Here is a 14,452-nt window from a genome sequence, read left to right on the forward strand (position 1 = left end):
GGTGCCTTTCGGGAGGGCGGCGGCAGTCCCCTCCACCGCCGAGGGCGGGGGAGGGTTAGGGAGGGGGCAATACTGCTCAGCCCCCCACCACCTGACCGCCCTCGACCTTCTGGTCGCCCTTCAGGCCGATGGGCTGCTTGGCGAGGTAGTCGTTCGGCTTGCGGCCGTCATACGGGATGCCGTCGATGAAGCTGTTGTCGACCGGCTTGTAGCCGTCGCTCTTCCACGGGAAGTCGGCCTCCTTGACCTTGCCTTCCTCGACCAGCAGCTTGGCGGCCTGGAGATAGACGTCGGGCTTGTAAACCTTGCGCGCGGTCTCGTCGTACCAGCTGTCGGGCTTGGCCTCGGCGATCTGGCCCCAGCGGCGCATCTGGGTCAGGTACCAGACGGCGTCGGAATAGAAGGGGTAGGTCGCGTTGTAGCGGAAGAAGACGTTGAAGTCGGGAACGTCGCGCTTGTCGCCCTTCTCATACTCGAAGGTACCGGTCATCGAATTGGCGATGACCTTGGCGTCGGCGCCGACATATTCCGGCTTTGCCAGGATCTTCACCGCTTCGGCCCGGTTGGCGTTCTCGTTCTCGTCCAGCCACTGGGCGGCGCGGATCAGCGCCTTGACGACGGCCAGATGGGTCTTGGGGTTCTTCTTGGCCCACTCGTCGGTGACGCCGAAGACCTTCTCGGGGTTGTTCTTCCAGATCTCGGTGTCGGTGATGACCGGCACGCCGATGCCCTTCATCACCGCCTGCTGGTTCCATGGCTCGCCGACGCTGTAGCCATAGATGGTGCCGGCCTCCAGCGTCGCCGGCATCTGCGGCGGCGGGGTGACCGACAGCAACGCGTCGGCGCCGATCTGGCCCGACACGTCGGTCGGGCTGTAGAAACCGGGGTTGATCCCGCCCGACGCCAGCCAATAGCGCAGCTCGTAATTGTGGGTCGAGACCGGGAAGACCATGCCCATGTTGAAGGGCTTGCCCTCCGCCTTGTACTGGGCGATCACCGGCTTCAGCGCGTCGGCCTTGATCGGGTGGACCGGCTTGCCGTCCGCACCCTTCGGCACGTTGGCCTTCATCTTCTGCCAGACCTCGTTCGACAGCGTGATGCCGTTGCCGTTCAGGTCCATCGAGAAGGCGGTGACGATGTGCGCCTTGGTGCCAAAGCCGATGGTCGCACCCAGCGGCTGGCCGGCCAGCATGTGGGCGCCGTCCAGTTCGCCCGAGATGACGCGGTCGAGCAGAACCTTCCAGTTCGCCTGCGGCTCCAGCGTCACCGACAGCCCTTCATCCTCGAAGAAACCCTTTTCGGCGGCGATGGCGAGCGGCGCCATGTCGGTCAGCTTGATGAAGCCCAGCTTCAGCTGGTCCTTCTCCACGTCGAGCGGGGCGGCAACGGCGGAGACGCTTGCCGTCAGGGCGATGACGGCGGCGGCGGATGCGAGAAGGTGGCGGAGGGTGGTGCGGGAGGTCTGGGCCACGTCGGTTGCTCCATCTCTGAAATCCGGACCAGCGGTCGGGTGGTGCGACACCGGTATCGACTTTCTGGGGCGTCGATTTTCTGGGCAAATCCCGGACTGGCTGTTTTTCGGGCATTAAGGCCGTCGAAAGCGTCCAGCGGGATCGACCGGAAAAGCCTTGTCTAAGGCCCGTCGATACCGGGGTCGGCAACACTGCCGGGGCTGGCCCATCATTGGACGCTTGGGATGCACGCACCGTCGTTGGCGCGTCTCTGGCCGTCTCCTTCGCAAGCCTCATGCCAAAGGATGGGTTTTGCCGAAAAATGGGCCGGAGCGCTTGATTCCATTGGCTATGACCCGGCGGAAGGTATGAGGCGCCCGGCGGGCTTCCTGCGCCGTCTGCTGATTTTTGCGGCGCACACAAGCCTCGCTGGTCATGCTTTGTGCAATACCTAAGGATGGTCCAAAAATAGGCACCTAGGTATTGGGTACTCAATCAGGCAGGACCCCGCGGAATCCCTGGAGTTTTCCCGGACCCGTCCGTTTGCGACGGGACTGGCACGCGGATTGCGAAGGGATTGGCCAGACAGCAGCGGGCGCCGGCAACGTCGCCGGTGCCCGCGACATCGGCCGATCCCACGCGACGACGCGCGGACTTGGCTCTGGTTCGACGACGAACCGCCCGGACAACGGCGTCCGAACAGGTGTGTGCCCGCCTTCGCGATCCGGTCGCGGGGCAGGGGCGCAGGCCCGTTCGGACGCCTTTCTTTTGGCCCCGCGCCTGACCTTGCGGCAGGCCGGACACGATAGACGAGGCAGACGCGCCATGGACATGCATCTCTCATCGAACAACGGGCCCGCCGTCGAATCCGATGCCGTCGAACCCAACGAGGCCGAACTGCGCAACGCCGGACCGGCCAGGGAACGGCTGGTGGTGGTCGGCAACGGCATGGCCGGCATGAAGACGGTGGAGGAACTGCTGGCCAAGGCGCCCGGCCGTTTCGACATCACCGTCTTCGGGGCCGAGCCGCATCCGAACTACAACCGCATCATGCTGTCGCCGGTGCTGGCGGGGGAGAAGACCTTCGACCAGATCGTGCTGAACAGCCGCGAATGGTACGACGCCAACGGCATTACCCTGCTGACCGGCGAACCGGTGGAGGGCATCGACCGCGAGGCCAAGACGGTGGTCTCGCAGTCCGGCCGCGTCGTTCCTTATGACAGGCTGCTGATCGCCACCGGCTCCATGCCCTTCATCATCCCGGTGCCGGGATCGACCCTGCCGGGCGTCATCGGCTTCCGCGATCTGGCCGACGTCGATGCCATGCTGGCGGCGGCGGCGAAGGGCGGCCGCGCCGTGGTGATCGGCGGCGGACTGCTGGGTCTGGAGGCCGCCAACGGCCTGCGCGTCAAGGGGATGGAGGTCACCGTCGTCCACCTGATGCCGACGCTGATGGAACGCCAGCTCGACCCGTCGGCCGGCATGCTGCTGCAGCGTGAGCTGGAGCGCCGCGGCATCGAGGTGCTGACCGGCGCCGACACGGCGGAGATTGTGGGCAACGACTGGGTCAGCGCTGTCCGGCTGAAGGACGGGCGCGAGCTGCCGGCCGACATCGTCGTCATGGCGGTGGGCATCCGCCCCAACATGGCGCTGGGCAAGGCGGCCGGGCTGGAGTGCGGGCGCGGCATCCGGGTGGACGACCAGATGCGCACCAGCGACCCGTCGATCTACGCGGTCGGCGAGTGCGTCGAGCATCGCGGCGTCACCTGGGGCCTCGTCGCCCCGCTGTTCGAGATGGCGAAAGTGCTGGCCCACGACCTCGCGGGCGGGGAGGGTGCGGCCTACACCGGCTCCGTCACTTCGACCAAGCTGAAGGTCACCGGCGTCGACGTGTTCTCCGCCGGCGATTTCTCCGGCGGGGCGGGGACCGAGGACATCGTGTTCCGCGATGCGGCGCGCGGCGTCTACAAGCGGCTGGTGCTGAAGGACGGCAAGCTGCTGGGTGCCGTGCTGTATGGCGACACCAAGGACGGCGCCTGGTACTTCTCGCTGCTGAAGGACGGCGCCGACGTCTCGGCCGAACGCGACACCATGATCTTCGGGCAGGGGTTCGGCGGCGCCGATGCCGGTGCCCCCAACGCCGCCATCGCCGCCTTGCCCGACAGCGCCGAAATCTGCGGCTGCAACGGCGTCTGCAAGGGCACCATCGTCAAGGCGATTACCGAGAAGGGCCTGACCAGCCTGGACGAGGTGAAGGCGCACACCAAGGCGTCGGCCTCCTGCGGCGGCTGCTCCGGCACGGTGGAACGGCTGCTGGCGGTGACGCTGGGCGACGGCTTCACCGCGGCGCCGAAGGTCAAGCCGATGTGCAAATGCACCCACCACACCCATGACGCGGTGCGGACGGCAATCGTCGAGCGCGGGCTGAAGACCATGGCCGAGGTGTTCCAGGCGATGGAATGGGCGACGCCCGACGGCTGCGCCTCCTGCCGGCCGGCGCTGAACTATTACCTGCTGTGCGCGTGGCCGGGCGAGTACCGGGACGACTACCAGTCGCGCTACATCAACGAGCGCGCCCACGCCAACATCCAGAAGGACGGCACCTATTCGGTCGTGCCGCGCATGTGGGGCGGGTTGACCAGTGCTGCGGAACTGCGCGCCATCGCCGACGTGGTGGACAAGTTCGCCATCCCGACCGTGAAGGTCACCGGCGGCCAGCGCATCGACCTGTTCGGCGTGAAGAAGGAGGATCTGCCGGCGGTCTGGGCCGACCTCAACGCCGCCGGCATGGTGTCCGGCCATGCCTATGCCAAGGGGCTGCGCACGGTGAAGACCTGCGTCGGCTCGGAATGGTGCCGCTTCGGCACGCAGGACTCGACCGGCCTGGGCGTGAAGCTGGAACGGATGACCTGGGGCACCTGGACACCGCACAAGGTCAAGTTGGCGGTGTCCGGCTGCCCGCGCAACTGCGCCGAGGCGACGATCAAGGATCTGGGCGTGGTGTGCATCGACAGCGGCTATGAGCTGCATGTCGGCGGCAACGGCGGCCTGCATGTCCGGGCCTGCGACCTGCTGGTCCGCGTCGGCACCGAGGAGGAGGTGCTGGAATACACCGGCGCCTTCATGCAGCTGTACCGCGAGGAGGCCCGCTATCTGGAGCGCACGGCACCCTGGGTGGAGCGGGTCGGGCTCGACCACATCAAGGCGGCGCTGGTCGAGGATCCGGAACGGCGGCGGGCGCTGCACGCGCGCTTCCTGTTCTCGCAGACCTTCTCGCAGGACGACCCGTGGGCGGAGCGTGCCGCCAAGGGCGTGGACCGTCACGAATTCAATCTGCTCGCCGAAGTGGGGTAACCGATCATGGACAGCATCGTTATGGAAACCATCTGGACCCAGGTCGGCAGCATCGACGACATTCCCGTGCTGGGCTCGCGCGTCGTCCGCACCCCCGACGGCGACATCGCCCTGTTCCGCACGGCGGCCGACGAGGTCTTCGCGTTGGAGGATGCCTGCCCGCACAAGAAGGGGCCGCTGTCCCAGGGCATCGTCCACGGCCGCCGCGTTACCTGCCCGCTGCACAGCTGGGTGATCGAACTGGCGACCGGCGAGGCCGTCGCCCCGGACGAGGGCAGCACCGGCCATGTTCCGGTGCGGGTGGACGGGCGCAGCGTCGCCATCGCGCTGGGCGAGGCCAAGCTGTCGCGCGGCGGCTGCCGCAAGGCCTGCGGCCATGTTTGACGGAGCGGAGCTTGCCTCCGGCGGACAACGGGAGGTGAAGACCACCTGTCCCTATTGCGGGGTCGGGTGCGGGGTGATCGCGCGCGTTTCGGCCGATGGCGCCGTCAGCGTGCGCGGCGATGCCGACCATCCGGCGAACCGGGGCCGGCTCTGCTCCAAGGGATCGGCGCTGGCCGACACGCTGGTGCCGGAGGGGCGGCTGCTTCATCCGGAGATCGATGACCGGCGCGTGTCGTGGGACGAGGCGCTGGACGAGGTGGCCCGGCGCTTTTCCGACACCATTGCCAAGCATGGGCCGGACTCGGTCGCCTTCTATGTCTCCGGCCAGCTGCTGACCGAGGATTACTATGTCGCCAACAAACTGATGAAGGGCTTCATCGGCTCGGCGAACATCGACACCAACTCGCGGCTGTGCATGGCGTCGTCGGTGGTCGGGCACAAGCGGGGCCTGGGTGCCGACGCGGTGCCGGGGAGCTACGAGGATTTCGAGTGCGCCGATCTGGTGGTACTGGTGGGGTCGAATCTCGCCTGGTGCCACCCGGTTTTGCACCAGCGGCTGCTGGCGGCGCGGGCGGAGCGCGGCACGCGCATCGTCGTGGTCGATCCGCGGCGGACCGACTGCGTCGATGCCGCCGACCGCCATCTGGCGCTGAAGGCCGGCACCGACGCGCTGCTGTTCAACGGGCTGCTGGCCTATCTGGACGGCAACGGCCATCGCGAAGCCGGCTTCGTCGCCGCCCATGCCGAGGGGGTGGAGGAGGCGCTGGCAGCCGCCCGCGCCGACGCGCCGGACATCGCTACGGTGGCCCGACGCTGCGGATTGGAGGAGGCGGAGGTCGCCGCCTTCTATGGCGAATTCGCAGCGACCGGGCGGGTGGTGACCGTCTATTCACAAGGCGTCAACCAGTCGTCCCAGGGCAGCGACACCGTCAACGCCATCCTGAATGTCCATTTCCTGACCGGGCGCATCGGCCGGCCGGGCTGCGGTCCCTTCTCCGTCACCGGGCAGCCGAACGCCATGGGCGGGCGCGAGGTCGGTGGGCTGGCCAATCAGCTGGCCGCCCATATGGGCTTCACGGCGGAGGAGGTGGAGCGGGTCGGCCGCTTCTGGTCCGCGCCGCGCATGGCCGACAAGCCGGGGCTGAAGGCGGTGGACCTGTTCCGGGCCATCGAGGCCGGGGCCGTCAAGGCGGTGTGGATCATGGCGACCAATCCGGCGGTCAGCATGCCCGACGCCGGGCGGGTTCGCCGGGCGCTGGCGAAGTGCGGGACGGTGGTGGTCTCCGACTGCATCCGCGACACCGACACAGGCCGCTTCGCCCATATCCGCCTGCCGGCCAAGGGCTGGAGCGAGAAGGACGGCACCGTCACCAACTCCGACCGCACAATCTCGCGGCAGCGCGCCTTCCTGGCCGGCGCGGGGGAGGCGCGGGCCGACTGGTGGATCATGACCCAGGTCGCGCGGCGGATGGGCTTCGCCGAGGCATTCCCGTACGAGAGCGCCGCCGCGGTGTTCCGCGAGCATGCGGCGCTGTCGGCGTTCGAGAATGGCGGGACGCGGGCCTTCGACATCGGGGCACTGAGCGGTCTGGACGATGCCGGCTATGACGCGCTGGCGCCCTTCCCCTGGCCCTGGCGGGCGGGGAGCGAGCCGCAGAAGCGGCTGTTCGGCGATGGTCGCTTCTTCACCGCGGACGGGCGCGCCCGGATGCTGGCGGTGACAATGAGTCCGCTGCCGCGCGCGGTGGCGGACGGGGCGCTGCTGCTGAACACGGGGCGGCTGCGTGACCAATGGCACACCATGACCCGCACCGGCCTGTCGGCGCGGCTGTCGGCCCATGCGCCGGAGCCGCGGCTGGACATCAACCCGGCCGATGCGGCGGCGCGCGGGCTAACCGACGGTGGCCTCGCCCGCATCACCACCGTCGCCGGGGAGGCATTGGTGCGGGTGCGCGTCACCGATGCCCAAAGCGAAGGCACAATCTTCCTGCCGATGCATTGGACCGACCGCTTCAGCGGCGCCTGCGTCATCGGCCGGCTGATCGACGACGAGGCGGTGGACCCCGTCTCCGGCCAGCCGGACCTGAAGCGGATGCCGGCGACCGTGCAGCCCTGGCGGCCGGACTGGACCGCCTTCCTGCTGACCCGCCGGGCTGTGGAGCCGGCCCATGGCGGCTATTGGGCGCGCCGCGCGGTGGCCGGCGGGCATCTGGTGGAGATGGCCGGCATGGGGGCGATCCCGGCGGTGGCGGAGTGGCTGCCCGGCCTCGACCCCGCCGAGGCGGCGGTGGAGTTCCGCGACAACGCGCGCGGCGGCCTGCGGATGGCCTGGATGGATGGGGAGCGGCTGGAAGCCTGCCTGTTCGTCGCCGCCGACGGGCGTCTGCCGCCGCGCGGTTGGCTCGCCGGCCTGCTGGAGGCCGATGGGCTGGACGACGGCGCGCGGGCCGGGCTGCTGGCCGGGCGGGCGCCGGGTGTTGCCGCGGATGAGGGGCGGATCGTCTGCGCCTGCTTCAGCGTCGGCATCAACCGGCTGGTCGGCGCCATCCGCGACCGGCGGCTGACCAGCGTGGCGGAGATCGGTGCGGCATTGAAGGCCGGCACGAATTGTGGTTCCTGCGTGCCAGAACTCAAGGAGGTGCTTCGTCATGCTCACCAGCGCGAAGTGGCGTGATGGCCAGACTCTCCCTCTCCCCCCGGGGAGAGGGTTGGGGTGAGGGGGATGCGCGGCGGGGCCTTTTGGGATTGGGTGCGCGCTCCATTCTCGGTATTCGCTCGTCTTTCGGAGAAGTTTTCCCCCTCACCCCAACCCTCTCCCCGGGGGGAGAGGGGGATATGGGCGGGGGAGGGTCAGGGTGGGGGCAAGTGACGCTCGTCGGCGCCGGCCCCGGCGACCCCGACCTGCTGACCGTCGCCGCGGTCAAGGCGCTCGCCGCTGCCGAGGTCGTGCTCTACGACGCGCTGGTCGGCGACGGCATCCTCGACCTCGCCCACCCTGGGGCGGAGCGCATCTGCGTCGGCAAGCGGTCCGGCCGGCATTCGCTGCCGCAGGGGGAGATCAACGCGCTGATCGCCTTCCATGCGCAGCGGGGCAAGCGCGTCGTCCGCCTGAAGGGCGGCGATCCGATGGTGTTCGGCCGGGCCGGCGAGGAGATCGAGCATCTCGACAGCCTCGGCATTCCGGTTCGCGTCATCCCCGGGATCACAGCGGCGCTGGGCTGCGCCGCCTCGACCGGCCTGTCACTCACCAAGCGCGGCGTGTCGCGCGCCGTCACCTTCGTCACCGCCCATGGCCGCGAGGGCGAGCGGTTCGAGCCCGATTGGGCGCGGCTGGCCGATCCGCAGGGCACGCTGGCGATCTATATGGGGCGGGAGCAGGCCCGCGCGGTCGGCCAGGGGCTGACCGGCGCCGGGCTGCCGGCCGCGACGCCGGTGCTGGCGGTGGAGAACGGTTGCCGGCCCGACGAGCGGCGTTACTGGACGACGCTCGGCGAGATGGCAGAGCAGGGTGTGGCCGCCGGCAAGGGGCCGACCCTGCTGCTGGTTGGGGAGGCGCTACGCCCGCGTCAGATCGGGACAGCAGACTCCTTAGCCGGGACGGCGAACTCCATTGATCTCCGCGCGCTTGGCAACCTCGCTCAAGGGTTCGATCACGACTGACATGGTGAAGACGGTGGCGTGCAGCAGGTTCGTCCCGTCCACCATCAGGCCGACATGGCCGGGGAAGAAGACGATGTCGCCGCGCTGATACTCGACGCCGCGACCGTCCTCGGACAGCCACGCGCCCAGCCGCTCGTCCTTGCGCTGCATGCCGCTGCTGTGGTGGGACACCACTCCCGCCGCCGCCATGGCGGTCAGCACCAGTCCGGAGCAGTCGATGCCGAAGCTGCTGCGCCCGCCCCAGACATAGGGCGTCTCCAGAAAGCGCAGCGCGGTGGCGATGTGGTCGGCCGCGGGTGCGGCGTCCACCGGCTCCAGCCAGCCCGCGAACAGCCACAGCCCCTCGTCGGTGCCGACCCAGCCGTTCTCCGCCCGGCCGTCCAGCGTCACCAGCGACCCGAAGCTGAGCGTTGCCGCCGGCGGCGCCTTGTGCGTCGGTCCGGGGTGCAGGTCGGCGCGGAATGCCCGCACGCGGTGGGTGGGGGCGACCGGCTCCCGATGCGCCGTGCCCGGCGGCAGCCAGCCGACATGGCCGTCGAAGCCATTCTCCACCCGCAGCCAGCCGCCCCGCTCCTCCAGGATGCGGAAGCGCTCGCCGCGGATCATCTCGCTGGTCTGTGGGACGCCCTGTTGCGGCTCCTCCAGCAGGACGGCGTGCGGGGCGGTCAGTTGGCGCGTGGTCATGGGTGCGGGCCGGATTTGGGGAAACCGGCTGCGACCTTAGCGCCGGTGCCGATGCGGCGCGAGCGATAAAGCGCATCCGTCATTTCAACGGCGTTTCCGTCATTCCGCCGGAAAACTCGAGCCTGACCGGCGCATTGCCCGGTTCTGCCCGGCCGCGTCCGCCGACACCTTTTGTGTGCGAGCCAATCGCCAAGACACACATGGCCGAACAGAGGAGCGGGAGAGATGGCAAGGATGAAGGTTCTGGTTCTGGGTGCGGGCAAGATCGGGTCGATGATCGGCACGCTGCTGTCCGAGACCGACGATTTCGCCGTCACCGTCGGCGACCGGGACGAGGCGCTGCTGTACCGCGCCGAGCATTCCGGGCTGCGGGTGATGCGCGTCGATGTGGAGGATCCCGCCTCTCTGCGCGCTGCCATGGAAGGCCAGCATGCGGTGCTGAGCGCCTGTCCCTTCACCCTGACCCCGGCCATCGCCACCGCCGCCGTCGCGGCCGGCGCCCATTACCTCGACCTGACCGAGGATGTCGCCGCCACCCGCAAGGTCAAGATGCTGGCGGAGACCGCCAACACCGCGCTGATCCCGCAATGCGGTCTGGCGCCGGGCTTCATCTCCATCGTCGGCCATGACCTCGCCCGCCGTTTCGACGAGCTGCACAACCTGCATCTCCGCGTCGGCGCCCTGCCGCAATACCCGACCAATGCCCTGAAGTACAACCTGACCTGGAGCACCGACGGGCTCATCAACGAATACTGCAACCCGTGCGAGGCCATCGTCGACGGCCGCCCGCACGAGGTGATGCCGCTGGAGGGTGACGAGCGCTTCGCGCTGGACGGCGTCGATTACGAGGCGTTCAACACCTCGGGTGGGCTGGGCTCGCTGTGCGAGACGCTGGCCGGCAAGGTGCGGAACCTCGACTACAAGACGGTGCGCTATCCCGGCCACCGCGACATCGTCCGCCTGCTGATCCGCGACCTGCGGCTGGGCGAGCGGCGCCACCTGCTGAAGGACGTGCTGGAGACGGCGGTGCCGCTGACCCTGCAGGACGTGGTTCTGGTGCTGGCGACCGCCACCGGCATGCAGGACGGCGAGTTGCGGCAGGAGACCTTCGCCACGAAGATCTACAGCAAGCCCATTGCCGGCCGCACCTGGAGCGCCATCCAGGTCACCACCGCCGCCGGCATCTGCGCCGTGCTTGACCTGCTGCGCGAGGGCTCCATCCCGCAGGCGGGCTTCATCCGCCAGGAACAGGTGCCGCTGGACGCCTTCCTGAACAACCGCTTCGGCCGGCATTACAGGGGTTGAGCGGAAGAGGGGATCTTTCCCTCGGCGGGCGGGCTGATGATCAGCAGCGTGTCCTGCGGCTGGATGATGTAGCGGTTGCGTTCGGTGAAGGGGATGTCGCGGCCGTGGCTGTGGACCTGGACGACCATGCCGGCGGTAACCTCCGCCATGGTCCGGCCGACCTCGTCCGGTTCCGCCCGGCGCTCGCTCAGCACCATCTTTCCGCCGGCCGACATCAGGTCGCACAGGAAGGGGGTGGCGTGGTGCGTCTCCACCGCGTCGGCCATCAGATAGCCGCCGATCTTGGGCGGCGACACCACCAGATCGGCGCCGCTGAGGTTGGCGAGCTTGATGTTCTCCTCCTGCTTGATGCTGGCGACGATCTTGGTGGCGGCGGACAGGTGGCGCACCGTTAGGACCACCAGGATGGTGGTGTCGTCCCGCCCGGTGCTGACGATCACCGCCTTGGCCCGGCCGACGCAGGCCTTGGTCAGCGTGTCCTCGCTGGTGCCGTCGCCGAGCAGACCGATGAAGCCGCATTCGGCCGCCAGCTGGATGCGGTCCTCCGATTCGTCGATGACGACGATGTGGTCGGGCGGATGGCCCTTCGAGACGGTTTCCTGCGCGGCGATGAACCCGCTGTGCCCGAAGCCGCACAGCACGATGTGCCCCTGCAACTGCTTCTGAATGCGGCTCAATCGGAATTCCTCCACGATCCTCTGCACCACCAGCTCGTATGCGGTGCCGAGAAAGATGAACCAGATGAAGATGCGGATCGGTGTGACGGCGAAGGCGTCGATCAGGCGGGCGGTGTGGCTGACCGGCACAATGTCGCCATAGCCAACGGTGGTCACCGTGATCATGGCGAAGTAGAGGACGTCGGGGAAACTGATGTTGCCGTCGATCTGGTCCTTCAACCCGTCGCGGTCGAACCAGAACACTGCGATGACCAGCGCGATCAGGACGATGACGATCCCGATGCGCACCAGCAGCGTCTTCTCCGCCGACAGGCCGGAGCGGACATGCAGCAGCTTCCCCTTGCGCAGGGAAGGCTTCGCCCGCCGCCTGTCCTGAAGCCGCCGCTCTGCCGGTTTGTCCATCGGCCGTCCGTCCGGATCCGTCGCGCTTTCTTCGACTGTCTGAACGCGCCAGACCGCATTTCGGGTGCGGGGCTCGCGCTTTTAAAACTTGAAGACCGCCTCCATGCCTGCGAAATGGATGGTCTTGGCCGGACCGCTGTTCTTCAGGAAGGAACCGGGACGGAATGCCGAGTAGGAGATCAGCCCTTCGAAGGAGCGGCCGGAGCTGTAGGACAGCACCAGTTCGCCCTGGGTGCCGACATAGCGTGCCTTTGACGCGGCTCCTGAGCGCAGCAGCCCGCCGGTCAGGTCGTACACACCGTCGTCCAGGCTCTCGCGCCAATAGGCGATGGCGGAGGCGGACAGGCTGAATTCATCGGACAAGGCGAGGTCCAGCGACGGGTGCAGGTTCATCAGGTTGTAGGGGCCGACCGGCGTCAGTTCCCCAAAATACTTCGCGCGGGGAAACAGGGGGTTGAAGGTCTCCAGCCGGCCGTCGCGGGGGTTGCCGTCGCCACTGGCGATGTTGGCCTTCAGGCCGAGGCGCGGTTGCAGCGGCAGGGTGGTGAAGCGGTAGCCGCTGTCGGTGGCGAGCGACCATGCCCGGATGGATCCGCCCCCAGAGGATTTATTGCCGAAGCGGCCGAACTGGCCCATGGCTTCCCAATTCCAATCCCAGCCGGCGACCTTGCCGAACGCGCGCAAACCGACCGTATGCCGCAGCTCGCGCCCGGCACCCGCGTCGAAGCCCGCGCGGCGGTTGCGGTAGCCGATGTAGTAGGTGTCCAGCCCGGCGCTGCCGCCCCAACCCAGGTCGAGCGGCCGCGTGGCGTAGAGTGCCCAGGCGGTGCGCTTGGCGTCGCGGCCGTCGTCGAACAGCTCCGGCGTCGGCTGGACCGGCCGGCCGTAGAAGGCGTCGATCCGCCAGGAACCGGCGGTGACGATCCCCTTCACCGCGTCGAAGGAGCGCGGGACATTGGCGCCGTAGCGGATGGAGATCAGCCGTTCCGAACCATAGGCCAGCATCTGGCGGCCGACGCGCAGCGTGCCCTTGGCCCCGCCCAGCGGGACGTCGAGGTCGACAAAGCCCTGCATCAGGTCGATGCGGTCGGCATCGGGCGGGGCGAGCGGGTCCAGCTTGCCCACCGCATCGGCCATGATCAGTTGCCCGAACAGGCGCAGGCTCTCCCCGACGCGCAGGTCGGCATAGGGCAGGGCGCGCCACAGCCCATAGGCGTCGTTGCGCGGCTGGTCCTGGCCCCAACTGCTGTTGCGGACCGCTTCGCCGCGAAGACGCAGCTCCAAACCGGTGGAGAGCGAGGCGAAGCCGTCCGGCGTGACCGGGATCGCCTTGAACCGCTCCCAAGTTGCGCCGGACCGCGCTGCGGGCGACAGCAGGTAACGGTAATCCTCGTCGAAGCGGGTGTTGGTCAGCGGCGGCGGTGGATTTGTCGATTGAGCCGCATCGGCCGGACCGGTCCACAGCAAAAGGGCGACCGCCGCCGCGCGAAGGCGGGCCGTCATGGGGCATCTCCGTGATGGCGCTGGACTGCACCGATCCTATGGAGATGCCCGGCGGCGTGATTGCCCCATCGGAACCGCTTTTGACGGTTCTGCGCGCGCTTTACCCCACTGCCGCCATCGACGCCGCCGAATCGGCCGTCCGCGTGGTGCCGTAACGGCGGATCATGGCGGCGCAGAACTCGGCGAACTCCTCCGCCACTTGGGGCGGGCTGGTGTGGTGGGGTTCGACGCCGCGGTGTTCGGGGGTGAAGCAGAAGGTGACGGTCACCTCGAAATCGGCCAGCGCCTCCATCTGGCGGTCGAACCAGTCCAACGCGTTCGGGCGGAAGCTGTCGGCCCAGGACAGGCCGGTGCGCAGGTGCCGCACGCCCAGCCGCTTCAGCCAGCCCACCGCCTCATCCAGCCGGTGGTCCTCGAAATGGAACCACTGGCAGATGCCCATCTGGCCGGCATAAGGCGCGAAGGCCTCCACCGCCGGTTTCGGCGTGCCGTCGGCGCGCAGCAGGCCCATGTGGAAATGGCGGTAGTAGGACGACCCTTCCGCCTCCTTGTGACGGGTGGTGGCCTCCCAATGGCTGGGCAGGTCGTACAGGCTGTACCAGTGGATGCGCGGCACCTTGCCGATCAGCAGCTCGGCGGTGCGCGTGACGCCCCAGGCCTGGACCTCCTCGGCGCCGAAGGAGGACACGCCGGCCTCCGTCACCCAGATCGGCTTGTCCGTCACGGCGCGGATCTCGTCGATCTTGTTCGGCCACTCGTGGATCTGCCAGAGGTTCCAGTCGAGCGGGAAGCCGTGGACCGCCACCACGTCCACCTCCTCCAGCACGCCGCGCTCTTCCAGCCGGCGGACGAAGGACGGGTCGATGGGGGACATGCCGCCCAGCACGCGGGTGATGGTGGAATTCTCCGCCCGGATCGCCTGTCCGGCCAGGACGGTCATGCGGGCGAACAGGTCCCATTCGGGGTCGAGGTTGGGATCCCAATGTGACTTGTTGTTCGGCTCGTTCCAGATCTTGGCGGCTTCGATCATCC

Annotated in this window: 11 protein-coding genes; 5 read left to right on the top strand and 6 right to left on the bottom strand. The window is 68.4% G+C overall.

From position 1 onward, the window contains the following. Positions 1 to 76: 76 nt before the first annotated feature. The gene (locus AB8P05_RS30990; protein WP_472761797.1) at positions 77 to 1,471 is read right to left on the bottom strand and encodes a CmpA/NrtA family ABC transporter substrate-binding protein; all 1,395 of its coding nucleotides are present in this window, start codon (positions 1,469 to 1,471) and stop codon (positions 77 to 79) included. Positions 1,472 to 1,744: 273 nt separating this feature from the next. Further along, positions 1,745 to 1,888 carry a hypothetical protein gene (locus AB8P05_RS30995; protein WP_472761798.1) on the bottom strand — a complete coding sequence of 48 codons (144 nt, stop codon included), beginning with the start codon at positions 1,886 to 1,888 and terminating at the stop codon, positions 1,745 to 1,747. 388 nt (positions 1,889 to 2,276) lie between these two features. Here AB8P05_RS30995 and nirB point away from each other — a divergent pair, with 388 nt between their 5' ends. The 4 genes from nirB (at position 2,277) to cobA (ending at position 8,849) form a co-directional block, all read left to right on the top strand. Continuing rightward, entirely contained in the window at positions 2,277 to 4,805 is a 2,529-nt protein-coding gene (gene nirB / locus AB8P05_RS31000; RefSeq protein ID WP_472761799.1) for a nitrite reductase large subunit NirB, read from the top strand. A 6-nt stretch (positions 4,806 to 4,811) separates the two neighbouring features. After that, positions 4,812 to 5,189, top strand: a complete 378-nt coding sequence (gene nirD / locus AB8P05_RS31005) for a nitrite reductase small subunit NirD (protein ID WP_472761800.1) — start codon at positions 4,812 to 4,814, stop codon at positions 5,187 to 5,189. After that, the gene (locus AB8P05_RS31010) at positions 5,182 to 7,863 is read left to right on the top strand and encodes a molybdopterin-dependent oxidoreductase (protein WP_472761801.1); all 2,682 of its coding nucleotides are present in this window, start codon (positions 5,182 to 5,184) and stop codon (positions 7,861 to 7,863) included. The genes nirD and AB8P05_RS31010 overlap by 8 nt, the downstream gene beginning before the upstream one ends. Positions 7,864 to 8,054: 191 nt before the next feature. Further along, positions 8,055 to 8,849, top strand: coding sequence for a uroporphyrinogen-III C-methyltransferase (cobA, locus tag AB8P05_RS31015; RefSeq protein ID WP_472761802.1), 795 nt, complete (start codon positions 8,055 to 8,057; stop codon positions 8,847 to 8,849). Here the strand turns inward: cobA and AB8P05_RS31020 are convergent. Next, positions 8,778 to 9,533 carry a C40 family peptidase gene (locus tag AB8P05_RS31020; RefSeq protein WP_472761803.1) on the bottom strand — a complete coding sequence of 252 codons (756 nt, stop codon included), beginning with the start codon at positions 9,531 to 9,533 and terminating at the stop codon, positions 8,778 to 8,780. The two genes, cobA and AB8P05_RS31020, sit on opposite strands and share 72 nt — an antisense overlap. 234 nt (positions 9,534 to 9,767) lie before the next feature. Here AB8P05_RS31020 and AB8P05_RS31025 point away from each other — a divergent pair, with 234 nt between their 5' ends. Next, a complete protein-coding gene (locus AB8P05_RS31025; protein WP_472761804.1) occupies positions 9,768 to 10,838 on the top strand; it encodes a saccharopine dehydrogenase family protein in 1,071 nt (356 codons plus the stop codon). On the opposite strand, the gene AB8P05_RS31030 is transcribed toward AB8P05_RS31025, so the two are convergent. The 3 genes from AB8P05_RS31030 to AB8P05_RS31040 form a co-directional block, all read right to left on the bottom strand. After that, a complete protein-coding gene (locus tag AB8P05_RS31030) occupies positions 10,826 to 11,917 on the bottom strand; it encodes a potassium channel family protein (protein WP_472761805.1) in 1,092 nt (363 codons plus the stop codon). The genes AB8P05_RS31025 and AB8P05_RS31030 overlap by 13 nt on opposite strands. Positions 11,918 to 11,998: 81 nt before the next feature. Continuing rightward, positions 11,999 to 13,420, bottom strand: coding sequence for an alginate export family protein (locus tag AB8P05_RS31035; protein ID WP_472761806.1), 1,422 nt, complete (start codon positions 13,418 to 13,420; stop codon positions 11,999 to 12,001). Between the two features lie 100 nt (positions 13,421 to 13,520). Continuing rightward, positions 13,521 to 14,450 (bottom strand): beta-xylosidase, encoded by a 930-nt coding sequence (locus AB8P05_RS31040; protein WP_472761807.1) that lies wholly within the window; start codon positions 14,448 to 14,450, stop codon positions 13,521 to 13,523. Between the last annotated feature and the right edge of the window lie 2 nt (positions 14,451 to 14,452).

This window comes from Azospirillum sp. VT-I1, from assembly GCF_055698305.1.

Excerpts from the sequence above, each read along its gene's own strand:
- AB8P05_RS31025 (WP_472761804.1), top strand. The coding sequence starts at position 9,768 with ATGAAGGTTCTGGTTCTGGGTGCGGGCAAGATCGGGTCGATGATCGGC.
- AB8P05_RS31010 (WP_472761801.1), top strand. The coding sequence starts at position 5,182 with ATGTTTGACGGAGCGGAGCTTGCCTCCGGCGGACAACGGGAGGTGAAG.
- AB8P05_RS31030 (WP_472761805.1), bottom strand. The coding sequence starts at position 11,917 with ATGGACAAACCGGCAGAGCGGCGGCTTCAGGACAGGCGGCGGGCGAAG.
- AB8P05_RS31020 (WP_472761803.1), bottom strand. The coding sequence starts at position 9,533 with ATGACCACGCGCCAACTGACCGCCCCGCACGCCGTCCTGCTGGAGGAG.
- nirB (WP_472761799.1), top strand. The coding sequence starts at position 2,277 with ATGGACATGCATCTCTCATCGAACAACGGGCCCGCCGTCGAATCCGAT.
- AB8P05_RS31040 (WP_472761807.1), bottom strand. The coding sequence starts at position 14,450 with ATGATCGAAGCCGCCAAGATCTGGAACGAGCCGAACAACAAGTCACAT.
- AB8P05_RS31035 (WP_472761806.1), bottom strand. The coding sequence starts at position 13,420 with ATGACGGCCCGCCTTCGCGCGGCGGCGGTCGCCCTTTTGCTGTGGACC.
- AB8P05_RS30995 (WP_472761798.1), bottom strand. The coding sequence starts at position 1,888 with ATGACCAGCGAGGCTTGTGTGCGCCGCAAAAATCAGCAGACGGCGCAG.
- nirD (WP_472761800.1), top strand. The coding sequence starts at position 4,812 with ATGGACAGCATCGTTATGGAAACCATCTGGACCCAGGTCGGCAGCATC.